Genomic DNA, 26,487 nt, shown 5'->3' with positions numbered 1-26,487 from the left:
AAAAAAAACATATCAAAAATTCTGCGAGTATGTGATTTTTTAAAATTAGGCATTATGAAATTGATTCAAATAGAAAAAGTAACGAAAAGTTTAACTTTTCGTTACTTTTTCTATTTGCTCCGAATTAGTCTTCTACGGGTTTTCATTCATGGTTTGATTTAGAATAAATAAAGGGATGGAAAAAAATTTTTTATATAATTAAAGGTTTATTTATATTAGCAGATTACTAGTTTGAAGGCTACTATTTAGATTTGAAAAAATTTTTATATATTTTAACGAATTCTGGATCTGGTAAACGATAGTCAGTCGGAAGCCTGCTGATAATTAATTGCCACATGGCTTTATCATGTATTGGTGCAAGTTTTAATAGTTCTTGTGGTGTATAAAATCTTTCTCGTTTAGGCTGATTTCTGCTGTTGTTACTCTTTTGAAGTGCTTTAAGTCTCTGTATTTTGGAATTTTGATTTGTAAGTGGTTTTTTTATTGGTCTTCCCCAAAATTGATTTTGATGAAAAGGTTGTCTTGGTTTAACCATTTGGTTAGGTTGTGAAAGTTGAACGGGCTTTCCTAAAAATAGATTTTGTATTCCAATCTTTTTATTCATTTGTTGAAATGACCCGCCGATCTGTTTATTTGGCTGGGAAAATTGAGTCTGTCTACGGAGTAATTGGTTTCTTGGTGAAAGCTGAATAAGTCTGCGATTTAATTGGTTTCTTCGTGAAAGCTGAATAAGTCTGCGATTAAATTGATTTCGTCGCGAAAGCTGAATAAGTCTGAGGTTTCTTTGCCTATAAAGAGAAAGTTTACTAAGGTAATGAAATTTACTTTTGGCGAACCGCCTATTTTGCCGTATATGCTCCTTCCTGTTATACGGCCAATTCCTGTTAATAAGTTTCATTAAGCATCTCCTCCTTTTTTGCTTTTAATAACCTGTTCATATATATCTAGTGTCCTGTCTACCATTGTCTCTAAATCCCACTTTTGAATTGCCCATAATCGAGCATTTGCAGCCATTGCATTCCTCATTTCTTTATTTTCCATCAACTGTCGTATGTTCATATATATTGAATCACTGTTTCCTTTTTGAGATATAAAACCTGTTTGTCCATTGACAACTGTTTCGGGCAGGCCTCCGGCATCTGAAACGACAACAGGTAATCCTGCTAGTTGTGCTTCCATTATTGCGTATGGAAAAGATTCTTGTAAGCTTGAGAGAACGCAAATATCTGCTTGCTTTAATATTGCAGGAATGTTTTTCTGAACACCCAGAAATTTTACGTTTTGTTCTAGGTTTAACCTCTTTGTCATGAGTTTTAACTCGTTACGCAAATTTCCATCGCCTACAAGCCAGCAAACCCAATCATTACGCTGTTGTTTAAGTTTCTCTAAAGTCTGTATAAGGATTTTATGCCCTTTAATAAAAGCTAGACGAGCCGGACATACGATAACGGTTTTACCTGGAGGGGAGATTACGGGTGATGTTTCTTCCATTTTTTTATCAAATTCAGAAATATCCTGTCCATACGGAATGATAGTTAATTGTTGGGGGGGGACGTTGAAACCATTAATCAAAAGATTGTTTAGCCAATTAGTAGCAACAATGGTTATATCACTTGATGTCGCACCGGAGTATTCCTGCCAATATTTATATTTCCAGTCAAAGTGGTGATTGCTATTTGGAATGTGATTATTATAAATAAAAGAACGATCTCTATGAATAAGGTACTCCGTAGCAATGCAACCGTGAATTGATGCAATAAGGGGAGTGTTTTTTGGCTTAACACGTGATAGTAACCTGGTTGAAAAAATATCTTGGGTATGAATAATATCATAATCTTCCAGATTAAAATAACTAGCGGCCAGTTCAAAGCAGTGATTGCTTTTTTCTTTAGCGATGGGAACACGGGCAGATAAATAACCATTAAAACAACTATTTATCAATTTATTCAGTTTATCACAGCTTATAAACTTTCCATGATTCACTAAATAGTATCCATTCAAATTTGGATGCTTTGCGAGAATATCAACATGGTGTCCTTTTTTTTCAAGCCCTCGCTTTAATTGATCGATATACATGGCAGACCCCCCTATTGTAGGGTGTCTCCAAATAGTGGACAATAATATATTCAAAGTCATAACACCTCTTTTATCCGTTAGGATATGTATATGATTTTAGAAATAATTTGAAAGGGCGGTACAACTATATTTATGAACCGAAATAAACCAGACCTGCATGACCAATCGGTTAAAGCTTTAAGTGATCGTTCACCTACAGAGAAAATCAAACAAAGGGGGTTATACCCCCTTATGACATTTATACGGCCCCACTCTTGAAAACTGAGGTATATGTTTCCATAATTCCTTGAAAAATATCGACTTTCGGAGACCAATGAAGAAATTCTGCTGCTTTTTTGTTATCAAGGCAGCTGTGTTTGATATCTCCTGTTCTTTCGCTTGTATGGATAGTATCCAGTGTAATCCCATGAATTTGCGAGAGGATTTTTACTAATTGATTAATCGATGTGCTTTTTGCCGTACTGACTTGAATCGTTTCATTATTTCCTCTTACGATAGCGGCTAGATTAGCTTGAACGATATCTTCTACAAAGATAAAGTCCCTTGTTTGTTCACCATCTCCATGAATACTTAAAGGCACCCCTTTTTTTAATCTCTCTAAAAAGACAGCTACGACACCGCCTTCACCCTTTGCTGTTTGTCTGGGACCATATACATTACCATAACGCAGTATTGTGTAAGGAAGCTCATATAGTTGGGAAAATAAGCGGATATAGGCTTCAGCCGTTAATTTTGATAAGCCATAATAAGAAATGGGTACCGCAATATCTTTTTCAGAAATTAGATCTTTTTGCAATTTACCATAGACCGCCGAGGTGGAGGCAAAGATTACTTTTTTTACAGAGGACTCCCGGCAGGCCTCAATAATATTAATGGTTCCGTTAATATTTACACCGGCATCATGCCTTGGGAATTGGATGGATCGTCCCACATCTGCCTGAGCAGCTAAATGAAATACAAAATCCGGTTTTTCATTTAAAATAAGTTTTTTTGCTTCTTCACTACAAATATCTGCGTTATGCAGGATGGCTTGCGGGTGTACATAGTCCAAATATCCAGATGACAAATTATCGATCACATGCACCGCTGCACCCTTGGAGATTAGTTCTTCAACAAGATGGGAACCAATAAACCCTGCTCCACCAGTTACAAGAGCTTTCATTAATCATTCTCCTCTCCTCATTGTGTTTTTATCAGCGTATGTGACATGGTTGACATTGGTATGTGGTATTTATCTATTATTTAACTAGGAATTGGTAACAGACAATAAAGACGAAATTACTTTTTTCAAAGAATAAATTAGTTATCTACCTATTGAAGATTAACTTTTAGTACCCATTTCTTATTCTGACAATATATTAATTGTAACATTAGGGGGAATGCCGAAATGTGGAATCATTATTATGGTTTAAATCTAAGCAAGCAGGGTATTCAAAGGGGAATACACCGCAATACAATCGGCGGTATGTGGAAGGAAATGGGGGAGATTCAGCTCAAATTTATGAAAGAACAGGGAATGCAGCCAGAGCACGAATTGCTGGATGTCGGCTGCGGCAGCCTGCGTGGAGGTATTTACTTTATAGAATATTTAAATGAAGGAAAGTATAGTGGACTCGATCTTAATCCTTCCCTTATTAAGGCAGGTCACGCTGAAATTCAAAGAGCTAATTTACTCCGTAAGAAGTCTACCCTAATCGTGAATGAAAACTTCCAATTTGAGCTTTTTAAGAAAAAATTTGATTATGCCATTGCCCAATCGGTATTTACTCATCTTCCTGTAAATGTTATTCAAAGATGCTTAATAAATATTGAGAAGGTGCTTAATCCCGGTGGGAAATTTTATGCCACTTTTTTTGAGACGAAAAATAAATTTAACGATCAACCAGTTACCCAGTCCAATTCGGGCGGTGTTATAACTCATCTTGACAAAGATCCATATCATTATCATCTTTCATTATTTGAGTATCTAATTAGTGATTCTACCTTAAAGATGGAATATATCGGTGATTGGCACCACCCGAGAAATCAAAAAATGCTTTGCTTTTATAAAGCAGAAAACACCGATGAATAATACCATCGGTGTTTTTTTGTTCCAGCCCAACTTGTTAATCAACCACATTCTTTGCCTATTCATTATTTTGTTTTTTTCATAGAGTATATTAGACATGCTTTTACAAGGAGTGAATTTGTTGGATATTCGTAGCTTTATCGATTCAATTGTCTGTGGAGTGCGAACAGAGGAAATTTTAACCTGCAGCAAACAGGAGGATTTAAATGTAAATAAACAATATCGCGTAATTGCTTTAAATAATTTAATCGAAAATATTCCTGTGTTCAAACTGAAGGATGTGTGGGATAAAGTAAAAAATGTACTCAACAAAGCCGGAGTGATTGTCATTAAAACGTCACTTTATGAAAATCCAAATGAACTTGGTGATCATTCAGGTGATTTGAAACAAATCTGCTGCAACAAACAAACTGAGGGTACTTTGTTAAGGGAGTGCCTTAAACAAAACTTGATACTGGCTGAATCAGGCGAAGATTGTTTCGCTTTTGTGCGAAGAGAAGAACTTTCATTTTTCAGTGACGAGCAACAAAAAAGCTTTATAACTCATCATGATAAGCGGCTAAATCAATTTGGGATTTCAACAAAGGAAATTTATAGTGAAGGTGATTACCGCCAATTAGTTCCTGGAGCAGGCAGGATGTTGATTAGCTGTGTAGCAGAAAATAATAAAAAGTATCAAACGCAAGCACTGAGACTTGTTCAATCAATACGTTGGTTTGGCGGTAAGACAGCAGGAGCAAATATTTTTGTCTGTATGGTCGATGAGGCTGATCCTGAGTTTGTCAAAGAATTAAATAAATGGAATGTATTTGTCCGAATTGTCAAACGTTTTAGTACTTTGCATCCGCCTTCAAACAAACTCCGGCTATTTGAATTGCCAGAAGTCGCTTCATACGATACTATCATGCTTTTAGATTGTGATACAGTCATGGTTCAAGATCCTTATCCTTTTATAGACGGCGATCACTTCCAAGCAGACATGGCTGCGGGAGCAACCGTACCCATTCATCTCTTTCAAAAGCTTTTTGCTCATTACCATCTTTCGCTGCCGCGGCAAAGATACTTTACATCGGTATCAAGACAGCCTACCATTTGGTACTGTAATGCCGGCGTATTAATTTTCCCCAATGCCATTTTAAAAACGTTCTACCCGATATGGAAAAACTATACCATTGATCTGTCCCAAAAAAAATGTTTATTAGAAAGGCGTTATTTTTTCTGCGAGCAGGCTTCTTTATCGATTGCTTTTGCTGCACAACCTGTGCCTTTCAGGAGGTTGCCAGCTCAAATGAACTATCACTTAACTTCTAACGCCCTATACCGCATGAATAATTGTGATCCCGTCATCATTCATTATCACCATATGAACAATGAATTAGGTTTTATAAAAAACGTCACCAAAAATCCATCCGTTATTCGACGTGTAAACCTTTTTAATCATCGTTTAAGAAGGCATTCCAATATAAATAACAGTTTTAAAGTAGATGATCATTCAAGGCCTGCCCAAAAAGGTGCGATCCGTTTTAGAAGAAGGTTCCCGAAAACATCGAAAGCATTGCCTAACGACTTATCAGATAGCCCAAGTCCTAACTGGTTGATCGTTGCGTTCAAACGCTCAAAGAATCCGTAAGGGAATAGAGTGGAAAGAGTGACATTGGTTCGTTGGTCACCGCAATACGACGGATCATACTAGGCTTAAATTGCCTCCATGCACAGCGTTTGTGACCCATGCGACTATTTGGTTGTTCCGCCAGTTAAATAGCTCTATGAGGCGTGTAGATACGTCTCCTTTGCCTGACACATATTAATCGCAATCTTCCTGCGTTGAGTAGCTGCAATATTTTTATCGAGCTTTTTTAAAAATTTTGCAGTCTTTCGTCTAAAAATGCACTAACCGCTTTAAGCTGATGATTTGCAGGGTTACCAATTCTTTCATTTAACTCTCTGACAAATGGTTCCGGATTTTTCAGCAAATCCTCATAATAGATATCAATGATTTTATCAACTGGGAGTCCGAACGTATGACGATAATGATAAAGGTTTTTTAGATAAGGGGTTAAAATTTGAACGGCATTTCCAATTCCGTTTTTATCTCGATGAGCAAGAGAGCGAACGGATGCATCGAATGGTCTGTGGACAAAGACATAGGTGATATCTGCTACTTCATCAAAATAAGGCTTCCAAAATTCAAAGGTTAACAGCGTACGTGGATCCTTAAGTCCCCAAACTGGTTTTATGTTTTCCTTAATAAACGAGTGGATTTTTACTTTATGAATATTTACTTTTAGAACTTTTTCCCGACTAGGGGGTTGGTTCCAGTTGCTTTGGATACTTCTTAATATTTCTTGGTTTAAATTGACAAATTGACTGTTTTCATAGTGGCCTTTTGGATTATTGCGCGTTGCCGGGAGGAGTTTTTCTCCCATATGAATACCTAAAAGATGCATAACACCAGCAGTAGCACTAGAGCCCGAACGATGAAGGCATAATACAAGGAAAAGCTTGTTCTTCACTTCCAATCATAACAGCTCCTTTCGAGAACGTTTGTTATTTATGGATTTTACCGTAGGCCACTAAAAAAAGTGTAATTGCTTATCAAATTCTATAACGGAATGTCTTTATATTTTATGTGTTGAATTGAACAACATGATTATCGGACTTGCATTAATTTATTGTATTGAGAATTTACAAGTGCATCCTTCCAGATATAAGATCGGATGAAAAACGCCTGCGAATATGTTCAGCTTGTATAGTACGACAAAAATTTCCTCCCCTCCATTTACACGTTTTTACTAATGGAGCATAAAATAAACAAAGAAGAAATAGGCATTTACCTATGGGGGGGGAAAGAATGACAAAGCAGAGTCAGCTTGAAAGACTAACTCAAGTACAGCTCATTCAAAAAATCATACATCTTGAGTCGGAGCTTTCTCTTTACAGAACGGAAAGGGAGAGTAAAAATAGAAGGTTCCAAGAAAAAATAATGGAGTTAAAACATGAAAAAGTCGTATTAAAAGGAGAAATTCAGAAGCTGTTAGATGAGCAGGAGACGTACTACGAGGAGAGAGATGAACTAATTAGAGATTATAATGAGTTCCTCCTAAAAAAGGATGATTATGAAAAACAAATTTCATTCCTTAAGGAAAGGAACGATGATGCCAACGTATTAAATCAACTAGAAAACTATGAGAAAGAAAATGAACGGCTTACCCAAATGGTTGATCAATTAAATAAAAAAAATATGATACAAAAAGAGATGGAATTAAGACTGTTAGAAGAAAAAAAGAATTTGAAATCTGAATTGGAAGGGTTACGAACGCATTTATCTGAATTAGAAGAAGAACACGCCGTGGGCGAGGAGATCATTTTACTTAAGAAGGAGATTGAAAAACAAACAATCACAAGAAAGAAAACAACAGCAGAGAAAGAAGAGATTTACAGGCAGAAAGAAGCATTACTGAGATCATTAAATGAAATGCAGAATCAATTGAAACAAAGGGATGAAAAACTAGAAAATTATAAAGCAAATGAGCAGTCCATCTCCGATGAGCTAATTAGAATAGGAGAAGATTTTTCTAAAGCGCAAATAATGATAAATGAAATTCAAACAGAAAATAATTTATTAAAACAAAAGCTGGAGAAGAAATCTGCTGATTTGGGTGAGGCAATAAAACAACATGAAGAAATGTCCAAAGAAATCAATCAATTTACCCAACAACTGTCCGAATTACAACATAATAACGATTCTTTCAAAGTGCAGATTAAACAATTGGAAATAGAGAAGGGGCAAGCACTTAAGACGAACAGCAATCTTAAAACGGAATTATTAAATGAAAAAAAACAACTGAAAGAAATAGAAGTCGTAAAAAACCAAATGGCAAATCTGCTGGAAAGCGGAAAGATAGAAATGAACAGGCTGGAGGAAGAGAATAAACAGTATAAAACAGAAAAAGTGGAACTTCTTAACAAAATTACCCATCTTGAAAAGGAAAATCTTTCGTTTCATGAAAGGCTTATAAAACTAACGGAACTAAGGGAACATGACGAAAAACGTCTAAATAAGATCTCCACTAATTTAAACGAGGTTTTCCAAGAAACAAAGCAGTTAGTTAGAATGACATCATCACTAAAACATCAATTAGAGGCAAAAGTGTTAGAGCTTAATCAGATAAAGGATGACAAAAAACATCTTGAGTCAGAATTGTCTAAACTTAAAAGGGCTTATGAAAGTTCTGAGTTGAGGAATAAAGAGCTCGAGAATAAGATAGACCAGATGGGAATTGAATTACACAATGCAAAACAATCATTATCTCACCTTGAGCAATTAGAAGGAGAAAACCTTCAATTAAGCGAAGAATTGGAAGCGAAAATGGAGGAATTTATCCTGATCACAGAGAATTATCAGCGTGAAAATTTGTCTTATCTAAATGATCTTGAGCATTTTCAAGATCAGCTAAAGGAGTCCAAAGAAAAAGAAAATCGGTTTGAGGCCGAAAAAGCAGCATTGTCCATAGAACTTGATGAATTAAAAACTGAATTAGAGCAGACAAAGAATGATCTTCAAAGAAAGGAGGAGCTTGAAAAAAAAAACAATAAGTTAGCAGAGAAACTTAAGGCAAAGGAAATTGAAATATACAAAATTAAAAAAGAAAATGAACTTGCACTTTTAAAGAAGACGAACTATTTTAATTCGGAAATAACAATGAAACAAGATCATTTGATGCAGTCTGAAGTTGAGCGGGAAAAGTTAGAGAAACAAATAAATGAAATTAAAGCTCAGTTTAACGTTTTAGAATCGAGTTTGGAAGAAAAGGAAGACTTTATCCGTCAGTTTATAAAACAGCCTCTATCTCAACCCAATCTTGGTTCCCAAGTAACTGAAGAGAACAATCAGCAAAAATTACCAATGGCTGTGGAGCAGCATGTCCAAGAAATACCTATACATCAACAAGTTCATCAATCATTAGACTGGTTCCAGCAGATTAAAGCACAGCAACAATGCACATATCAGAAAACCCCCGCACATACTAAATCTTTAAATCCATCGACAATGGACTTTTTTGAATTACGGAATAAAACAACCCAGTCTATGATCCTTCCAAAGCAGCAGAAATAGGAATAATGAAATTCTAGATACATTTCGAAATGGAGATATTGGTAAAAAGACTGGGAAGAAGATTGATGTAAAGCGAAAACTACCCTGTTAATTATCTTTATTTTTATTTGTTTAAAGGAACACAAAAATACTAAAGCTTCATATAATTAAAGTAGGGACCGTAATTCCTGGGAGGAGTTTATTTTGAACAAAAAACGAGGCCTGAAAATTATTACAGGATCACATTCCCCACAAAAGCAGCAGCAACAGCCTGGTCTTTATTTAGGAAATAAGACGGGCAAAAGTTACTCGGCGCAGGGTGGAATGTCTTATACAAAACGAAATACTGGCGGCTGCGGCTGCGGAAGTAAAGTTTCCCCAAAAACAGCATTAAAAGCAAAAAAATAACCTCTAAAAAAGGCTGTGAAAAATTTGCTACAGCCTTTTTAGGTTAAAAAATATTTTGAAGGTTCTGCAAACGGTCTACTCACAATAAAAAATCAATGGTATGTTTTATTTAAGTAACCCTGGCTCTTATTTTGAGAATATATCCAACATTTTTTTAACTCTTGATTCAAAAGTATGCTCTTTGAGGACACGCTCTCTCGCTTTATTGGCAATATGACTTCTTTCTCCTTCGTTTTCAATATAATAATGTACTTTTTCCAGTAGATCATTAAGACTTTTAAAAGCTACGATTTCTTTACCTTCTACAAAATGCTCCTTTAAATCATCTCTATATTCAATTAATTGGAATGAAGCGCAAGAGGCAACATCAAATGTTCGATTATTAATACTTTTACCTACAATACCGAGTTTGTTCATGTTTTGTTGTAGGTTGAAAGGGCGATGGGTATTTAATACAATTTTTGCTCCATTATAAAATTCAGAGACATTTTGAGGCTCAACCCACCCTTCATGGATATTTAAATTCTGATTACGACGTAATTTGTATAATGGAAATTTCCATTTTCCAACCACTTGAATTTTATATGAAGTATTCATCACCAAGTGCTGAATATCCTTGATCCTTTCAGGATAGGGGAAACCAACGAAACATATATCACTCTTATATTTTGTCTCTACTTGCTTTGGACGAAATACCTCTGGTGAAGTAGCAAGCGATAATTGAAAGGCGTGTTTATGACCGCTTCTTTGATAAAAATCAACAGCGGCCGAATCAATCGAAAAGATATAATCATATTGGCGGGCTAGAATCGCCGTCCGATCCATATAATAAGGATCTTCTGTAAACCACACAGCTGTCTTAATATGCTGCTGTTTCAGCCATTGTAGCATTGCATGTGGAAATTTAAAACCAACTAGTGAAAGAGCGATTTCAGGCTTGAACTTTTGTATAATTAATTTTAGCCCAGGCAACCCTTTATTAAAATGAAAAAATTGCACTTCATTTTGCTTCTTTAATTCATTTAAGATCAATCCTTCAAACCAATCATAAATCCCTTTATATCCTGACGTGATAAATAAAATTCTCATTTTTACCTCACTTAAAAGTTAATCGTAATCTTATTCATTGATGTTATTCCATTTTTGATTTCATCGAAATAAGCAAAGCCATCGACGTTTACAAGTTTTTCTTTTTGCAGCAATGAAAAAGATAGTTCATGAGCAAAAGTAATTGTTTCACCAGGAGTAAGTAGAAGTCGAAATTTGGGCATTAACCAGTGTTCACCTGTTTCTAAACTTTTTTCCTTCCAATCGGTGTGGATATATTCCCATGCTCCCGTATTTGTTCCATCGATTGACATTGCTGTATGTTTCGCAGAACCAATTTTTCCTCCAAGCCGTACGTCTCGTGTGGGATTTATTTGAATACAGATAATTGGGTTATTTACTGTTTCGTTTCCTGTGTTTTTAATCATATAGTTTCCGATTATGATTACTTCTCGCTCGTCTTCGTCAAGGTTAGGGAGCATAACCGCATAGCTAAACCATGATTGGGCTTCAATCCTTTTTTCGTCTTTCTTATTCCAAAACAAATGTCCCCATCCTCCTTTCCAACACCGTATTTCTTCCTTACATTTTATGTAGAATCCCTTGGTAAATGAGTGTAAATTCGATCAATCATCACTCTTTTATGTTCTAAATGAAAAAATAGAGAGGAAAATGTTTTTTCCTCCCTGTTTTTACGTGGTTTTATCCATAGTTCCCTATTATGGTGTAGGACTTGGCACCACAGGTGGGAAGATCGTTGGACATTGTGGTGGGAACGCAAGTGGAGGGCAGACAAATGGTAATTCTGGACGGGGTTGACAAAACTCCGCCGTAATTTCAAGTTTAACCAATGCTTCCATCTGGATGTTTTGGCACATATTAATCGAAATATCAAGTTGTTGGAACGTAAATGTTCCGGGTGATGCACCAGGGCGGCAAATTAAATTTGCATCGCATTCAAAATCTGTAATTTCACATTGTAAGAATGTTCCTGGAGGAGCACAAAGGAAGAATTTTTCCGCTACTGCAAATGGTATTGGAGTAGTTTGACAAAATACCCCCTGTGGGTTTGTGACACGAACAACAATAAAGCCCTTCTTTAATACTTTTACCTTTTGTAATGTTACCGTTTCCCCGGTTGGCAGTGTAAATGTTCCACTTTGCCGGCCCTCTGGCTGTGCAATTTCAGTACAAAGGATTGATCCGGGTGCAAGCGGGTCTACTGGATTACCTTCCTCATCTGTCACGAAACAATCAACAGTAAAGGTGTTGCCTAGAAAAGCACAAGGGTCATCGGATAGTCCTGGAGTTGGAGATACACCTCCAGGGCAGTCAAAGAAAAGAGTTGCTCCCAGGTCGCTTGCATTGAAGCTGATCAGGGGCACATCTGATTGGCGGGTAACCCAGTCATACACTTTGTTTACTTTAATACAAAGAGTTTCCTGACCGCCATTCACTGATCTAAAGTCCATGAATAAAACCATCCTCTCTAATAATTCGTGATATTTGTTGGAGCCTACTGTATTCTATGCGTATATCCTGATGTTGTGTTTAGGCTTTTGCATAGTTTTTAATTTAGATTTATGAGCTTATCAGGAAATTGGATGTCTTTAACAGTTGACCCATACACAATATATTCATTGACGATGAGAGCGTGCCAGTATATAGCTACAGAACAAGCCTTAATATTTCTGTCTAAATTTTTCGATTAAAAAAATAGGAACAATCATATTAAAAAATACGTATCTTAACTACAAAGAGTTAATCCCTATTAGAAAAAGTATAGTTTGGTGAATTAAGGAACCAGAAAGATAATCGTAAAGGAGAAGATGATGCCTCATGCAGGATATAGTCGAATTGCAAGAAGACTTCGAAAAGTCAGAAATAAGGAAGAACGAGCTTGAGAATCAGATTGAAATAATGAGAACAGATTTATTAAAAGCTCAAAAGTCATTAACCAGGCTTGAACAATTTGAATCAGAAAAGCTTCGGCTGAAAGAAGATTTGGAAGTAAGGATTGAAGAATATAATATGTTAACCGAGCATTATCAAAATGAAAAGGAGTCTTATCTACATGTTCTTGAACATATTCAGGATCAGGTGAACATTTACAAGGATCAGTCACAAAAGTTTGATGCTGAAAAAGGATCATGGTCAAAACAAATCGATGAATTAAAAGCTGAATTAGCCCAAACAAAAGCAACACTGGTGAAAATGGCTGAGCTTGAACAGAAAAACGGTAGATTATCTGCAGAACTCCAAGAAAAAGAAATGGAAATCTATAAAATGAAAAAAGAAAATGATCGTGCTCTTGAACAACAAATGGAGCAATTTAAAACCGAGTTGAAAAAGTACCACGATAAAATTGTCCAATATGAGAAAGACCGGGAAATTTGGGAAAAACAAATGCGGCAAATGAAAGCCCAGTTTGCCGGTTTGGAATCTAATTTGGAGGAAAGAGAAAATTATATTAAGCAGTTTATCATACAACCTTTATCGCAAATAACACCGGAGGCCGAGGTATTAGGGAATGATCAACAGCAAGTAACGGAAAAGCCGGAAGAGACATTGCAAATTGAGAGTAGTAAACCAATTCCCCAGCATCAGAGTCAACAACCAGCAGATTGGTTTCAACGTGTTATGACTCAGCAAAAAGCCTCAAATCAACCTGTCCCTAAAAAAAGTAAAAGTTCAAATCCTGCAACTATGGACTTTTTCACATTGAGAAGCAAAACGACCCAGTCTTCGATCCCTGGCTCTACTTATGGAAATCAATGGAATCAGGAATAATTACAGTTCTGGCCATTATATAATAGGAAAAGTTGTTTATCAGGAAATGATTGAGTACTGCAGAAATCATCTTCCATATGAGGCATGTGGCTTGCTTTCAGGTATAAAAGGAAAAGGTTTAACGTTATGGAAATTAAAAAATGAATCCCGAAGGCTAAATCGGTTTTATATGTCTAGGAAGTCCATTAAACAAGCAGTTGAAGAAATGGAAGAACATGCAGAACAACCTACTGGTATGTTTCATTCTCATCCAAATACACCTGCTACTCCATCATTCCAGGATATTAAAAATAACCCTTACACAAAGCTTGCCTATATTATTGTTTCATTTTATAAAGGAAAAGTGGAGGTAGGTTGCTTTAAAACAAATGGAAAAACAGCGGTCCCATTGGAATTAGTTATTTTTGATGGGTAAAAAACGGCATTTCGATAAAATTGCCGTTTTTTTTTATATCAGCCCGTTTCCAATGGGACAATGAACTGGTGATAAATAAAATGAATATATTTACTAAAGATACAAATTGTGAAGGGCTGATAAGAAAAGCAATTATTCCAGCAGCTGGGTATGGAACAAGAAGCCTTCCAATTACAAAAGTGATCCCAAAAGAAATGTTTCCGGTTGGTGGTAAACCCATCATCCATTATATTGTTGAGGAAGCAGTTGCTTCAGGGATAGAAGAAATTTTAATGGTTGTGTCACGAAACAAGAATCTACTTGTTGACTACTTTGACCGTTCACTAGAGCTCGAAGCCTTTCTTGAAAAAGCAAATAAAATGCATTTAATGGAAGGAATCAAAATGCCCAACATTCATATTCAATATGTTAGACAAACCGAGGCTATTGGTCTTGGCGGGGCAGTATACATGGGGAAGCGTTTTGCACAAGATGAACCGGTTGCAATAATCCTTCCTGATGACTTATTACTTAATGGCCAAAAACCAGGTTTAAGGCAGCTGATTAATATATATGAAAGATTTCATGGCAATGTAGTAGCTCTAAAACAAACCGAAAATGAACGATTAGAAAATTATGGGGTTATTGAAGGAAAGAAAATAAAACATGGTTTATATGAACTGATCGATATTGTTGAAAAACCTAAACATTCTCCTCCTTCAAACCTTGCAGTAATTGGGAGATATATCTTAGATCCGGCTATCTTCTCATTTTTAGAAAAACAAACACTATGTGAAGGAAAGGAAATTCAATTGACAGATGCAATAAAAAATATGCTTAAGGACAGGAAGTGTTACGGACTAGAAATAGAAGGAGAACGTTACGATATTGGAAATGAGGAGGATTATATTAAATTAATAAATAGAAATGTTAAAAATATTGATTAATAGTGAATGGCATATCATAGACAACCAATCCGCACGACCAAATGATTGTTAATATAATTTCAGACTAAACATACAAAAAGCACTGCGAAAATGTAGTGCTTTTTCGATTTTATTTAATTGAATATAAATTAACGGTTTTAAAGTTTGTACTTTAAAAATGAACAAGGTAGATGCTAGTTTTTTTCAAAGCATTATAAATTGATCTTAATAGAATCATGGTAGCAGCAAAACTTAAACTTCTGCCCACTTCCACATGGACATAAGTTGTATAATCTTTCTTTAAGTTTGGCTTTTACTGCTTTTTTTATTTGAGAAATCTCAACAAATGGTTTTATGTTGATGATTGCTTGGATGCCATAATCTTGGCAGATTTTACCCACTTGAGCCGCCTGTAGTTCAGTGACAACTGAGCAGACAAGGGGCTTATCTTTTGGAATCTTCAAATGTGCCATAATGAATTCCCCCAGTTAATAGGCTATGTATTGCATCATACGTTTTATCTCCATTTTTGGTACAAAAAAGTTTAGTGGTTTTTCCTGGAGGAAAACAAATTTTTTTTACTGTTAACATATACAAATAAAAACAACCAGGACCTTCAAATTAAATTTTATTTATCTTCATTTGCCAATCTCTGAGCATAAAGTAGAGCTTATCTACTATTTCTTGGAATCACATATACAATGGCTATACATACACTGTATCAAATCAACTGAACATTCATGGGGTGAAAATACATGTTCCATGTGAATTGGATTGATCTCTTTATTATCATTTTAGCGTCCTTCCGTTTAACTCATCTGATTGTATTTGATGAAATTGCGGCGTTTATCAGAAAGCCGTTCATATCAGTTACTATCATTGAAAATTCTTCGGGGGAACTTGAGCAAAATATTGAAATAAAAGGGGCGGGAATACGTCATTTTATTGGCTCTCTGCTAAGTTGTTACTGGTGCAGCGGATTATGGTGCTCACTATTTGTAATCTTTCTTTATTGTTTTTTTCCAATAACATTTCCAATATTCCTAGTCTTAGCTGTTGCTGGTGCAGCAGCCATTATTGAATCAAAAATTTAGCAATAAGTAATGTCAAAGAAATTACCTTTTGATTTTAGACAAAAAGAACAAGCAAAACAAATATCAGCCGCATAGAATAAAGCACCAATAAAAAGGGAGTGGATTAAAATAGCAGGTTGGATGCTTTACACGATGTGGGCGGTATTAGGTCTTATGTTACTTGATTTTATCGTTGGTCTCGTACGTTCGGTGGTGACTAAGTCTTTTTCTCCAAAAATGGTATTAGAATATTTAAAAGCCCTTCTTTATTTTGTGTTCCCATTATTAATTGTACTGTCTTTAATGCCAATCGATCCTACGGGGTGGATCCTTTTGATTTTTTACTATATTGGCGGCCTTGCTATTATATTGAATTATATACTTGAAATTGTAAACAAATGGAGAGCTTAGGCTCTCTTTTTTTATGGTTATTTCGGTATCTGCAAGCTGACTGGTAAGTTACCATTCTCAAAAATTATCACTTCTAAAAACAGAAACGGTGAATAAAATTTACGAAAAGAGGATTCTGTCAGAATTCAGCTTTAGTTACTTTAAGGTAATCTGGGGCTGTTTTTTTCTTTAAAATAAGCCAAAATTTGATGAGGAAGTGAGGGGTCATGGGGAAATATCGATGGATCAAGTGGCGCACTTTCCTGCTTTGGTTAGCAGTCATCATTTTTATCACAATCCTGTTGTGGTCGGGAGGCCCGGCAGCTTGGGCAGTTGCGATGAATATACTCAGTATTTTGTTGCAGCTTCTCTTTGCCATGCTGTTCATGATCATCCAATTTGTTGCTCTTTTCTGGTTTCTTGCAAGGGGGCGAACGTATTGGATCCTGCCCGGCGAAACCGGATCCACTTGGGATGATTATCGAGGCAACCCTGAGATCGTTGAAAATGCGAAGAGGATTGTCACTTTGTTAAAGGGAGTCAAAGAGTTTAAAGAAATGGGGGGGGAAGCAATCCGCGGATTGCTGCTTTGTGGGCCTCCAGGCACCGGTAAGTCTTACCTTGCGCAAGTAATTGCCAACGAAGCACAGGTGCCGTTTGCATATGCCTCAGCCCCAAGCTTTCAAAACATGTTCTTCGGGGTAGGTAACCTGAAGGTGATGGGGATCTACAAGAAGGCACGAAAACTAGCGAAAGTGTACGGAGCCTGTATCATCTTCATCGACGAAATTGACGCGATTGGCATGAGTCGTCAGGCCGGTGGTGGCGGAGCAGGAATGATGGGTGGGATGATGGGCATGGGCGGCTCTGGTCTCCTCAACGAGCTCCTCTTACAGATGGATCCCCCCAACATCGACAACTCCTGGTTTGCCAAGTTACTTCGCTCACTCGGGCTGCGAAAAAAACAAGCAGAGCGACCGGCTGTCTTAACTATCGGAGCAACCAATTTACCCGACGTACTCGACCAAGCTTTGCTCCGACCCGGACGTTTCGACCGCAAACTTTGGGTTGATACTCCAGATTATGACGGCAGGATCGATGTCTTCCAATACTATCTACAGAAGGTGAAGTTGGACGAATCGTTGACTCCGGAGCGTGCAGCGCTCGACACGATAGGCTACAGCCCTGCCCAAATAAAACACATTGTGAATGAATCAGTTGTAATCGCCCACCAGCGGGGTGCCCAGCTTTCGAATTACGAAGATTTCCGGGCTGCCATGGAAACCTATGAGTGGGGCCTTAAACAGCCGCTTCGATCCATGAGTAAAGACGAAAAGCGGAATGTCGCCTATCATGAAGCTGGTCATGCTGTGGCTCAATACCTATTGAAGCCGCATGAAAAGGTGTGGAAGGTAACCATTATCCGTCGGGGCAGTGCACTTGGTCTCGCTGCCACGAAGCCAACTCATGAACGCTATAATCGCAGTGACAGTGAAATCTTGGCGGAAATTCAAGTTTGCTTGGCAGCTAGGGCAGTGGAGGAGGAGTTTCTTGGCAAGAAATTAAACGGTGTCACCTCTGACCTGCAGCAGGCTACACAGCTGGCCGGCGCCTATCTTGGTGCTGTCGGTATGGGTGATGAGCTGTTCAGCTGGCTTGCGATCGGCTCTCAAGCTGATGGACTTAAAGCACTCAGGTCAAAGATTAATGACCTGCTTAAAGATGAAATGCTAAAAGTAAAGAAACTGGTCATGGAGCATGCAGACTTCGTTCATACCATAGCAGAAGAACTGCTTAAGTGCGGTGATTTAACCGGCGAAGAAATTGAGGAGATATATGAGCGGTTATATGGCAAAGCGCAGCAAGAACCATCGGTGTGAAACTGCCCCAGATATCCTTGACTGCTAGATAGGAAAACTTTAATTGATAAAGTGTGTTTCTCATAATAAGAAACATGCTTTTTTTTGTATCCTTATTACAGGTCACCTATATTAGGTCTTTTAACTATCATCCTTACAGTATTATAATTAAGCTATACGGAACTAGTGGATAAAAAAGAAATCGTATATGCTTCATATAGTTTAATTTTTTAGTAATATACTAGAGGAGAGCTTAATGGCAGAAACAAGAAAAGCAAAAAAGAAGAGAAAGAACCCCCTTTTTCTAAATGATTTACATTTTATTCAGATAGTTAGGCTTATTTTTCTTATTTTCCTAGCATGCTTACTAGTTTATCTTTATTATTTATTCACAAAGGGGATTCTTTTATCCACGATTGTTTATCAATGGAATCAGCATCAGGAAACTATCAAGGTTATTCTTGGTATTGGAGTATATAGTTTGCTTGTTTTTTATTTAGGTTATCAGAAAGGGAAAAAAGGGTAGGTCCGGATTATTACTTGATTCGGTTTTGAGTATCATTTCGTGCAGGGGCGAAAATTAACTAAGCAGAACTGCTAATGGGATTTGTAAAAGTGAAGGAGAGGGATGACCTATAAAAATATTTGGAAATGAAGATTTTCAAAAGAGACAAAAAAAATATCCTATAATGAAAAGACTGCTCTCAATGAATGAGGTTTTTTGGCTCAATCCTAAGATTGAAAAATTTCAAACAGGGATTCAGAAATCAGCAATCTTAGTGCAGGATGTTCTTGCTGCAGAGGAGAGATTAAAGCGGTTTGCACCCTATATTGCTGAGGTTTTTCCGGAAACGAAAGAGGCGGGTGGGATAATTGAATCTCCTTTAGTAAGAATTCCTTCCATGAAAAAATACATACAACAGAGAAACAAACAGCCATTAACCGGTGAATTATTGTTAAAATGCGACAGTCATTTGCCGATTTCTGGCTCAATTAAGGCAAGGGGAGGAATTTACGAAATCCTCAAACACGCAGAGAAGCTAGCCTTCGAACAGCAATTGTTAGCGCCTGGTGATGACTATTCGAAACTTGCAAGTGCTCCGTTCCAAGATTTTTTCGCAAACTATTCAATTGCTGTTGGATCCACCGGAAATTTAGGTTTGAGCATAGGGATTATAAGTGCAAAATTAGGTTTTAAGGTGACAGTCCACATGTCAGCAGATGCCAAGCAATGGAAAAAAGATCTGCTTCGGAGCAAAAATGTTAAAGTGATTGAATATAAAGCAGATTATAGTTTAGCAGTTGCGGAAGGACGGATCCAAGCAGAAGCAGATCCTACTTGCTATTTCGTCGATGATGAAAATTCTCATGATCTGTTCTTAGGTTATGCGGTCGCAGCATCTCGATTGAAAAACCAATTGGCAGAGTTTACGATCAACATCGATGATAACCATCCTTTGTTTGTTTATCTTCCGTGCGGAGTTGGCGGTGGTCCCGGAGGTGTTGCTTTTGGTTTGAAACTATTGTTTAAAGACAACGTCCATTGCTTTTTTGCAGAGCCGACACACTCTCCTTGTATGTTACTCGGTTTAATGACGGGTCTTTATGATCAAATTACTGTACAAGACGTTGGTTTAGACAATGTTACTGAAGCGGACGGGCTTGCGGTTGGCAGACCATCTGGATTTGTGGCAAAAACAATTGAACCGTTTTTGAGCGGCTGCTTTACAGTAGAGGATGAACAACTGTACAGGTTACTCTCAGCATTAGCTGATACGGAGGGAATTCACATGGAACCTTCAGCATTAGCAGGGATGATTGGACCTGTAAAATTAGTAACAGAGGGAACGGAATATTTACGAGATCATCAACTAACGGAAAAAATGATGAATGGAACACATGTGATCTGGGGGACAGGCGGAGGCATGGTTCCCAAAGATATCATGATGCAATATTACCAAAAAGGAAAGCTGTTTTCTTAATAGTTGCTGCTTTCAACAAAAGTTGGAAATAAATCCTAAAACACATAAAATTAATCTGTAAGATTACAAAATCGATAATAAAAATGAAAAATTATTAGAAAATAATTATATTATGTTAACTTAAAAATATGATTATCCACTGTTCACACAAAAATAGGCAGGATCCATTATTTGGATCCCGCCTTACGCTAGAATTCATTTCGATTAAATCCGTTTTAGTTAGACATAGATTAGGTTTTCTATGTCAACAAGTTTTTCTTAGAAACAGATGACTGCACCAACAATAATCAGCAGGATGAAAAGAACCACGATTAAAGCGAATCCACCGCCGAAGCCAAAACCACCGCCGTAACCACCGCCGTAACCGAATCCACCGCAACCACAACCGCCATAGCCGCCAAAACCACCGCCATAACCAAACATAAAAACACCACCTTTTCATTAGGTTGGGATATCATATTCCCAATCATAGAAAAAGGTTTGGGCATGTGCGGAGAATTTCGAATTCATTCCCAGGTTTCTTCAGAAGTCAGAATCTTAGTCTTTAGAGGAAACATTGATTAACATTGCGGTCTCATCGCAAGAATGCAATTTCGGACAGTTTAAACAATCCTTCCACATTTTTTGAGGTAAATCATTTTTGTCTGCCAGACTAAATCCTAAATTTGAAAAAAAGTCAATTTGATAAGTCAATGATATTAACTTAGCAATCCCTAACATTTTCGTGTCTTTAATGATTTCTGAAACAAGTGCACTTCCAACACCTTTACGGCCATGATCTGGATTGACAGCTAATGATCGGACTTCTGCTAAATCACGATCCAATATACACAAACTAGAAATACCGATTACTTCATTGTCATCTACAGCAACATAAAAACTTTGTAGGTTTTCATAAATAGAATTATAGGATCTAGCTAACAGTTTTCCCTCTTTTGCATAATGTAAGATTAATTGGAAAATACTTTCTGTATCACTCATATTGGCTTTTCTAATTTGCATATTTCAATCCCCCTAAGCTTTTGCACATTTATATGTATCTATTTAAAACATGTTAAAGAATTTTTGGTTGAATGGTTTGAGTTGTAAGAGAATCATAGTAATAAATATACATGGTTAAGAATTATTATGCAATAGTTATATTCTTAAATATTTTGTATGCACTTCTCATTATAATGGTTAATTTTTCCTAATGCATTAAAAAAATAATCCACCTAAACTGCCGACAGCAGCAAAGGTGGATTATTCCTGATAAAAAAATGTGAGAGCTTGCATTTAAGCATATAGCTTCTTACTAGCTCAACCTGTCCTCAAACAAAAACCTTGTTAATCTTTTAATTAAGCCTAGACTAATTGGTGATCAGGTTGGATAGCTCCTGACAATGCTAATAAGCGTTTTTTTATTTCGTTTTCTTTAACGAGCTTACGAGCAACACCTGTTTTCATTGCAGCATCTGCTACGGCTTCGGCAACGTGTGCTGCTACTCTAGGGTCAAACGGATCTGGAATGACATAATCAGGCTGAAGCTCTTCATTGGTTATTAATCCGGCAATCGCATATACGGCTGCAAGTTTCATATCTTCATTGATTTCTTTTGCACAAACATCTAAAGCACCACGGAAAATACCAGGAAATGCCAATACGTTATTGACCTGATTTGGAAAATCAGAGCGTCCTGTCCCGATTACGAGTGCACCTGCTTCTTTGGCATCGTCTGGCATGATCTCCGGCATCGGATTTGCCATGGCAAAGATAATCGAATCATCATTCATGGAACGAACCATTTCTTTTGTCACAGCACCGGCGGCAGAAACCCCGACGAATACATCCGCCCCAACAAGTGCATCAGCGAGCGTACCTTGTTTTTGGTCTTTATTGGTGATACGCGCCATTTCCTCTTTAAAACGATTCATCCCGACTGGGCGTCCTTTATAAATGATTCCTTTGGTATCACATAAAATGACATCCTTAACACCCATAGTAAGCAGCAACTTAACGATCGCAACGCCTGCCGCACCTGAACCGTTTGCAACAACGCGGATTTCTTCTATATTTTTGCCAACCAGTTTCAAAGCATTAATTAACCCAGCTGCAGTTACGATCGCTGTACCATGCTGATCATCATGGAAAATTGGAATATCGCAAATTTTTCTCAGCCGCTCCTCAATTTCAAAGCATTGTGGCGCTGCAATATCTTCTAAGTTCACTCCGCCAAAAGTCGGTTGCAATAATGTAACAACCTCAACTATTTTGTCAGGATCTGTTGTATCTAAGCAAATGGGGAAGGCATCTACATCAGCAAACGATTTGAATAATAAGGCTTTCCCTTCCATAACCGGCATCGCAGCTTTTGGACCAATATTCCCAAGACCGAGAACAGCTGTTCCATCAGATACAACGGCTACGAGATTTCCCTTCATCGTGTAATCATAGACTTTGTTTTCATCTTCATAGATGTCCATGCATGGTTCTGCTACACCAGGGGAATAGGCGAGACTCAAATCTTTTGCATTGCCTACTGGAACTTTTGAATGTACTCCTAGTTTTCCTCGATTTTCTTTATGCATCTTTAATGCTTCGTTACGTAAAGTTGACAAACAATTTCTCTCCTTTTGATTCGATTCTTTTTACGATTAGTAGTAAAGCTGAGATTTCATTTGTAAGATTTTATCCAACAATGGAAGCAAAAGCGGGATCATTATAATAAACAACCTCAGTAAGAATCTTGCAGCCTTGCACGTTCTTGAATACCTCTCTTGCTTCCTTTTCTGTGTTGAATTCAAACATAGTGGTGTTTCTTTTGGAATAGACAGTGATTACCCACATTTAAAAAAATTACCTCCATTAATAGATATTTGTTCCCTTTTGATAGAATAATCAAGGGCCAACAGAAGATATTATGAACAATTTTAAGGAAAAAGAAAAGCCTTTCTACAAAAGAAGTCAAAAAATTCAAATATTTGCTGTATTGAATGATCTTTCTTAAGTTGCTGCATATGAAACTGCAAAAAATAAGAGATTTTAGTGGATAATGTCGAATATAATAGTATTTTGAAAATGAGTGAAAAAAGCACTGAGATTTTGTGATAGAAACTGAGGAATAGGCACGAAAATGGGGACCAATTGAATTAGTCAAATATATTATGTTCTTTGCAAGGTTTATAACATACAATACAGCATACTTTAATCTGGGGTGGTTGTATTGGAAAACCCAAAAAATTCAAGTTACAACAATAAAAACCAAAACGATGAAAAAAGCAAAAAAATATTACAGCTGGAAAAGCAGGTTTCCTTAGGGCTTTGGATCCAAGTTATTGGTCAGATTATAGAACTCAAAGGCTTATCAGACCTTTTACAAATTGAGGATGAATCAAATTCAACAGGGGAAAAACAAATAGTAAGTGGGGTTTGGATAAGGACGATTGGGCAAATCTTAGAAGCAGTTTCTGTATCGAAGCAAATAAGGGAAACTGATAAGGTTCGGCTACTAGAGGAACAAAAAATAGCGATTGCAGGGGATTCCCTTGTGGCGATAGGTTCTATTTTAGAGGTTATGGGTGGACTTTTAGTACTCGAAGAGGAAACAGGTAAAATTTCTTTTCTTGTTCCATAAAAAAACAACAGAATTCAGCAAAAAAAAACGCCATTTAGGCGTTAGGATAATTGATCGTTTTTTTCCTGGCTATTTTCATCCAGCATATTTTTTACATCTTGAACAATTTGCTCAAAGGTTTGATTTACCCGATTCATGATGGCTTCTTGGTCCGTATTCGTATCTTTATTTTTCATGTTCTGATTAGTGATGTCCTCCATTTTCTTCACCTCCACTTCTAGGATGTGTAAAGGGTGGCAGGTTTATTACATGCTAATTTAAAGTAAAAGATCGCAGCGGAGGAGGCTAAATATAAAGGAGAAGCACAGTTTGCAATTTCCATTTTTTTATACCTTTTCGGATGTTGACTTCTACGAAACATGGGTGTAATATAATCGTTGTCATCAACAAAAGACAATCACTCAATTGAATACTTATCCTACGATGTACGTTATGTCTTATTTGTTTTGAACCGTATAGATTAATCGGGATTCTTACATCTGCCGATCGATGCCATGCCTGCTTAACAAACAGGATCGCAGGAAGGTCAGCATGCGGAAACCCACCTGCGAGAGCGGGTTCTTAAAACAGATTGGTCAGACGGCATAGGTGGGAATTTACTTTACAATACATACCGTGCTAGATGGGGAGCTGGCGGTGCCCTGTAACCTGCAATCCGCCTTAGCAGGATTGAATTCCTAGTAGAGGTATGATTCTCGTAAGGTCTTGCCTTGTGCAAGTGGTGTTGACAACTGGGTCCTGCGCAACAGAAACCCATGAACTTGGTCAGATCCGGAAGGAAGCAGCCATAAGTGGATCCTTTGTGTGCCGCAGATAAGCCTAGTCGAGCTAACTGCACAAGAAACGCTTATCTGGTCATATCAATAGTAGGTGCACGGTGTTTTAAAAGGTTAGTAAACTTTGGGTTTAAAAGAACATTTTACTAGATTACTAGTTATAACATTATGGAGAGCTGTCCGAGTGGCCGAAGGAGCACGATTGGAAATCGTGTAGACGGTTAACACTGTCTCAAGGGTTCGAATCCCTTGCTCTCCGCCATTACGTTTTTATATTTATGGAGGATTAGCTCAGCTGGGAGAGCATCTGCCTTACAAGCAGAGGGTCGGCGGTTCGATCCCGTCATCCTCCACCATTTAATAATCTTAGTTGAAGATGGGCCATTAGCTTAGTTGGTAGAGCATCTGACTCTTAATCAGAGGGTCGAAGGTTCGAATCCTTCATGGCCCACCTTTTATTCATATCATGCGGGTGTGGCGGAATTGGCAGACGCACCAGACTTAGGATCTGGCGCCTAAAGGCGTGGGGGTTCAAGTCCCTTCACCCGCACCATTTTAATAAAATGCGGAAGTAGTTCAGTGGTAGAACATCACCTTGCCAAGGTGGGGGTCGCGGGTTCGAATCCCGTCTTCCGCTCCATAATATATTTGCCGGTGTGGCGGAATTGGCAGACGCGCACGACTCAAAATCGTGTTCCTTCTGGAGTGTCGGTTCGACCCCGACCACCGGTATTCCTAAATAGCTTTGTATCAAGGGTTCAACACTCATTTGTTGGACTCTTTTTTGTTGTATACAGACACGATTTTTGCATGACAAGTCGTGCGTTATAATCGTTTCCTTGAGGAGTCGTATTACACAAGTCGTTTCCTTGAGTAGTGTCTATGAGTCGTGTAAGGCTGAGAAATTGAGTCTTATTCCTATGTAATAGATGAGTCGTGTGCTCTGGTGGTAATGGACTGAACCAGAATACAGGAGGGAAATACAATGGGAAGAAGAAGCAACAAACTCACCACAGATGTAACTTACAAGTTTGAAAACAAGGAGAATGAAATTGACTTTGCTACCTCACTAGAGCTATTTATCCAAAACGCTAAATTGAGGAACTTGAGGGAGCATACTATCAAATATTATCTTAATGAGCTAAAGGTCTATAACCGTTATCTAGTTGAGCAAGGTATTGGAGCTGTACCTTCCAAGGTCACTGAGGAGATAATTGAAAAGAATATCATTGTTTATATGCAAGACCAAGGACTTAAAACAGTAACCATTAACTCACGCTTAAGAGCAATTAGAGCTTATTTTAACTTCCTTCATAAACATGGACATATTGAAAAGAACCCAGTAGAGAACGTGAAGCTCTTGAAGGATAGGAAGCATATTATTGAGACCTTCACCAAAGAACAAATAAACAAGCTTCTCAAGGCTCCAGACATAGAGACTTTCACTGGTCTTAGGGATTATACACTTATGCTCCTTCTCTTGGATACTGGTGTAAGGGTTAATGAGCTGATAGGTATTGATGTTCAAGACGTAAAGCTTAAGGAGGGTGTAGTAGTAATAAGGAACACTAAAAACAACTTTGAGCGAGTGGTTCCAATTCAAAAGAAAATGAAAGAGGTGCTGGAGAAGTATATTGCTGTCAGAGGTGTAGTTGATGACCCAGCTCTGTTCTTGACAATAGAAGATACTGGATTGTCAACATCAAACTAGACAACTTTTTTAAGGTGTGTAAGTTTGTATTCAATCGGGCTTAAATAGTCTAGCGTACCGTGAATACGAAGAAGATTAAACCAATGTATATAATCATGTAACTCACGTGTCAGATCTTCCAGTGAATCAAAAGAACGTCCTTTGACAAACTCTGTTTTAATGATTTTGAACGTGGCTTCAGCTACTGCATTATCATAGGGGCATCCTTTCATACTGAGGGAACGTTTTATCTTAAAAGTCTCTAGGGCTTCATCAATCAGTTTGTTTTTAAACTCATT

At 37.4% G+C, this 26,487-nt stretch carries 28 protein-coding genes, 6 tRNA genes and 2 other RNA genes; 22 read left to right on the top strand and 14 right to left on the bottom strand.

What is annotated here, in order from left to right; translation table 11 throughout:
• Positions 1-241: 241 nt before the first annotated feature.
• From JN080_RS26190 to JN080_RS26180, 3 genes are all read right to left on the bottom strand, one after another.
• Positions 242-604, bottom strand: coding sequence for a hypothetical protein (locus JN080_RS26190; protein ID WP_256238896.1), 363 nt, complete (start codon positions 602-604; stop codon positions 242-244).
• A 293-nt stretch (positions 605-897) separates the two neighbouring features.
• Entirely contained in the window at positions 898-2,136 is a 1,239-nt protein-coding gene (locus JN080_RS26185; RefSeq protein WP_256238895.1) for a glycosyltransferase family 4 protein, read from the bottom strand.
• Positions 2,137-2,314: 178 nt separating this feature from the next.
• A complete protein-coding gene (locus JN080_RS26180) occupies positions 2,315-3,238 on the bottom strand; it encodes an NAD-dependent epimerase/dehydratase family protein (protein ID WP_256238894.1) in 924 nt (307 codons plus the stop codon).
• Between the two features lie 225 nt (positions 3,239-3,463).
• Here JN080_RS26180 and JN080_RS26175 point away from each other — a divergent pair, with 225 nt between their 5' ends.
• Both JN080_RS26175 and JN080_RS26170 read left to right on the top strand, forming a co-directional pair.
• Positions 3,464-4,147 carry a class I SAM-dependent methyltransferase gene (locus tag JN080_RS26175; protein ID WP_256238893.1) on the top strand — a complete coding sequence of 228 codons (684 nt, stop codon included), beginning with the start codon at positions 3,464-3,466 and terminating at the stop codon, positions 4,145-4,147.
• A 118-nt stretch (positions 4,148-4,265) separates the two neighbouring features.
• Positions 4,266-5,774 (top strand): glycosyltransferase family protein, encoded by a 1,509-nt coding sequence (locus tag JN080_RS26170; RefSeq protein ID WP_256238892.1) that lies wholly within the window; start codon positions 4,266-4,268, stop codon positions 5,772-5,774.
• 226 nt (positions 5,775-6,000) lie between these two features.
• On the opposite strand, the gene JN080_RS26165 is transcribed toward JN080_RS26170, so the two are convergent.
• Entirely contained in the window at positions 6,001-6,657 is a 657-nt protein-coding gene (locus JN080_RS26165; protein WP_256238900.1) for a sulfotransferase family protein, read from the bottom strand.
• Positions 6,658-6,995: 338 nt separating this feature from the next.
• Between JN080_RS26165 and JN080_RS26160 the strand changes: the two genes are divergently transcribed.
• Entirely contained in the window at positions 6,996-9,260 is a 2,265-nt protein-coding gene (locus JN080_RS26160; RefSeq protein WP_256238891.1) for a coiled-coil domain-containing protein, read from the top strand.
• Positions 9,261-9,443: 183 nt separating this feature from the next.
• Positions 9,444-9,647: a hypothetical protein gene (locus JN080_RS26155; RefSeq protein WP_256238890.1), complete on the top strand. Its 204-nt coding sequence runs from the start codon at positions 9,444-9,446 to the stop codon at positions 9,645-9,647.
• A 126-nt stretch (positions 9,648-9,773) separates the two neighbouring features.
• On the opposite strand, the gene JN080_RS26150 is transcribed toward JN080_RS26155, so the two are convergent.
• The 3 genes from JN080_RS26150 to JN080_RS26140 form a co-directional block, all read right to left on the bottom strand.
• On the bottom strand, positions 9,774-10,736 hold the full coding sequence (locus tag JN080_RS26150) for a CgeB family protein (RefSeq protein WP_256238889.1): 963 nt from the start codon (positions 10,734-10,736) through the stop codon (positions 9,774-9,776).
• Positions 10,737-10,747: 11 nt separating this feature from the next.
• A complete protein-coding gene (locus JN080_RS26145) occupies positions 10,748-11,239 on the bottom strand; it encodes a hypothetical protein (RefSeq protein ID WP_256238888.1) in 492 nt (163 codons plus the stop codon).
• A 174-nt stretch (positions 11,240-11,413) separates the two neighbouring features.
• A complete protein-coding gene (locus JN080_RS26140; protein ID WP_256238887.1) occupies positions 11,414-12,166 on the bottom strand; it encodes a BMQ_0737 family morphogenetic spore coat protein in 753 nt (250 codons plus the stop codon).
• A 367-nt stretch (positions 12,167-12,533) separates the two neighbouring features.
• Here JN080_RS26140 and JN080_RS26135 point away from each other — a divergent pair, with 367 nt between their 5' ends.
• The 3 genes from JN080_RS26135 to JN080_RS26125 all read left to right on the top strand — a co-directional run bounded on the left by JN080_RS26135 (position 12,534) and on the right by JN080_RS26125 (position 14,825).
• A complete protein-coding gene (locus tag JN080_RS26135) occupies positions 12,534-13,484 on the top strand; it encodes a hypothetical protein (RefSeq protein WP_256238886.1) in 951 nt (316 codons plus the stop codon).
• A complete protein-coding gene (locus JN080_RS26130; RefSeq protein WP_256238885.1) occupies positions 13,459-13,899 on the top strand; it encodes a M67 family metallopeptidase in 441 nt (146 codons plus the stop codon). The genes JN080_RS26135 and JN080_RS26130 overlap by 26 nt, the downstream gene beginning before the upstream one ends.
• Positions 13,900-14,015: 116 nt before the next feature.
• Positions 14,016-14,825 (top strand): UTP--glucose-1-phosphate uridylyltransferase, encoded by an 810-nt coding sequence (locus tag JN080_RS26125; protein WP_256238899.1) that lies wholly within the window; start codon positions 14,016-14,018, stop codon positions 14,823-14,825.
• A 191-nt stretch (positions 14,826-15,016) separates the two neighbouring features.
• Here JN080_RS26125 and JN080_RS26120 read toward each other — a convergent pair whose 3' ends face one another.
• Positions 15,017-15,277: an SEC-C metal-binding domain-containing protein gene (locus JN080_RS26120; protein WP_256238884.1), complete on the bottom strand. Its 261-nt coding sequence runs from the start codon at positions 15,275-15,277 to the stop codon at positions 15,017-15,019.
• Positions 15,278-15,559: 282 nt separating this feature from the next.
• Here JN080_RS26120 and JN080_RS26115 point away from each other — a divergent pair, with 282 nt between their 5' ends.
• The 5 genes from JN080_RS26115 (at position 15,560) to JN080_RS26095 (ending at position 20,108) form a co-directional block, all read left to right on the top strand.
• The gene (locus JN080_RS26115) at positions 15,560-15,898 is read left to right on the top strand and encodes a DUF1360 domain-containing protein (RefSeq protein ID WP_256238883.1); all 339 of its coding nucleotides are present in this window, start codon (positions 15,560-15,562) and stop codon (positions 15,896-15,898) included.
• Positions 15,899-16,030: 132 nt separating this feature from the next.
• Entirely contained in the window at positions 16,031-16,288 is a 258-nt protein-coding gene (locus JN080_RS26110; RefSeq protein WP_256238882.1) for a hypothetical protein, read from the top strand.
• A gap of 206 nt (positions 16,289-16,494) precedes the next feature.
• Positions 16,495-18,147 carry an AAA family ATPase gene (locus tag JN080_RS26105; RefSeq protein ID WP_256238881.1) on the top strand — a complete coding sequence of 551 codons (1,653 nt, stop codon included), beginning with the start codon at positions 16,495-16,497 and terminating at the stop codon, positions 18,145-18,147.
• A gap of 235 nt (positions 18,148-18,382) precedes the next feature.
• Positions 18,383-18,652 (top strand): hypothetical protein, encoded by a 270-nt coding sequence (locus tag JN080_RS26100; RefSeq protein ID WP_256238880.1) that lies wholly within the window; start codon positions 18,383-18,385, stop codon positions 18,650-18,652.
• Between the two features lie 109 nt (positions 18,653-18,761).
• Positions 18,762-20,108: a D-serine ammonia-lyase gene (locus JN080_RS26095; protein ID WP_256238898.1), complete on the top strand. Its 1,347-nt coding sequence runs from the start codon at positions 18,762-18,764 to the stop codon at positions 20,106-20,108.
• 258 nt (positions 20,109-20,366) lie between these two features.
• Here JN080_RS26095 and yjcZ read toward each other — a convergent pair whose 3' ends face one another.
• The 4 genes from yjcZ to JN080_RS26075 all read right to left on the bottom strand — a co-directional run bounded on the left by yjcZ (position 20,367) and on the right by JN080_RS26075 (position 22,935).
• A complete protein-coding gene (yjcZ, locus tag JN080_RS26090; RefSeq protein WP_256238879.1) occupies positions 20,367-20,531 on the bottom strand; it encodes a sporulation protein YjcZ in 165 nt (54 codons plus the stop codon).
• Between the two features lie 114 nt (positions 20,532-20,645).
• Complete coding sequence (locus tag JN080_RS26085; protein ID WP_256238878.1) at positions 20,646-21,110, bottom strand: N-acetyltransferase; 465 nt, start codon at positions 21,108-21,110, stop codon at positions 20,646-20,648.
• Positions 21,111-21,452: 342 nt separating this feature from the next.
• A complete protein-coding gene (gene ystJ, locus JN080_RS26080) occupies positions 21,453-22,706 on the bottom strand; it encodes an NADP-dependent malic enzyme (protein ID WP_305475144.1) in 1,254 nt (417 codons plus the stop codon).
• Positions 22,707-22,776: 70 nt separating this feature from the next.
• Positions 22,777-22,935 (bottom strand): hypothetical protein, encoded by a 159-nt coding sequence (locus JN080_RS26075; protein ID WP_256238877.1) that lies wholly within the window; start codon positions 22,933-22,935, stop codon positions 22,777-22,779.
• Positions 22,936-23,311: 376 nt separating this feature from the next.
• Between JN080_RS26075 and JN080_RS26070 the strand changes: the two genes are divergently transcribed.
• Positions 23,312-23,722 carry a hypothetical protein gene (locus JN080_RS26070; RefSeq protein WP_256238876.1) on the top strand — a complete coding sequence of 137 codons (411 nt, stop codon included), beginning with the start codon at positions 23,312-23,314 and terminating at the stop codon, positions 23,720-23,722.
• Positions 23,723-23,763: 41 nt separating this feature from the next.
• On the opposite strand, the gene JN080_RS26065 is transcribed toward JN080_RS26070, so the two are convergent.
• On the bottom strand, positions 23,764-23,922 hold the full coding sequence (locus tag JN080_RS26065; protein WP_256238875.1) for a hypothetical protein: 159 nt from the start codon (positions 23,920-23,922) through the stop codon (positions 23,764-23,766).
• A 212-nt stretch (positions 23,923-24,134) separates the two neighbouring features.
• Here JN080_RS26065 and ssrS point away from each other — a divergent pair.
• The 9 genes from ssrS to JN080_RS26020 all read left to right on the top strand — a co-directional run bounded on the left by ssrS (position 24,135) and on the right by JN080_RS26020 (position 26,209).
• Positions 24,135-24,321: non-coding RNA, 6S RNA (gene ssrS, locus JN080_RS26060), on the top strand.
• Between the two features lie 14 nt (positions 24,322-24,335).
• Positions 24,336-24,600, top strand: an RNA gene (ffs, locus tag JN080_RS26055) — signal recognition particle sRNA large type.
• 68 nt (positions 24,601-24,668) lie between these two features.
• Positions 24,669-24,760 (top strand) — tRNA-Ser (locus JN080_RS26050).
• Between the two features lie 18 nt (positions 24,761-24,778).
• Positions 24,779-24,854, top strand: a tRNA-Val gene (locus tag JN080_RS26045).
• A gap of 22 nt (positions 24,855-24,876) precedes the next feature.
• Positions 24,877-24,949, top strand: a tRNA-Lys gene (locus JN080_RS26040).
• 17 nt (positions 24,950-24,966) lie between these two features.
• A tRNA-Leu gene (locus tag JN080_RS26035) sits at positions 24,967-25,051 on the top strand.
• Positions 25,052-25,063: 12 nt separating this feature from the next.
• Positions 25,064-25,138, top strand: a tRNA-Gly gene (locus JN080_RS26030).
• A 10-nt stretch (positions 25,139-25,148) separates the two neighbouring features.
• Positions 25,149-25,230, top strand: a tRNA-Leu gene (locus JN080_RS26025).
• A gap of 253 nt (positions 25,231-25,483) precedes the next feature.
• On the top strand, positions 25,484-26,209 hold the full coding sequence (locus JN080_RS26020; RefSeq protein ID WP_256238874.1) for a tyrosine-type recombinase/integrase: 726 nt from the start codon (positions 25,484-25,486) through the stop codon (positions 26,207-26,209).
• Here the strand turns inward: JN080_RS26020 and JN080_RS26015 are convergent.
• Positions 26,206-26,487, bottom strand: a 282-nt coding sequence (locus JN080_RS26015) for an IS3 family transposase (protein WP_256238873.1), incomplete at its 5' end; no start/stop codon positions are given. The genes JN080_RS26020 and JN080_RS26015 overlap by 4 nt on opposite strands.

Source organism: Bacillus sp. EB600 (genome assembly GCF_024494385.1).
In the GTDB taxonomy this organism is placed as follows: Bacteria; Bacillota; Bacilli; order Bacillales; family Cytobacillaceae; genus JAEVLT01.
Note: the sequence above shows the minus strand (reverse complement) of the source record. Positions and strands in the feature narration are given on the sequence as shown.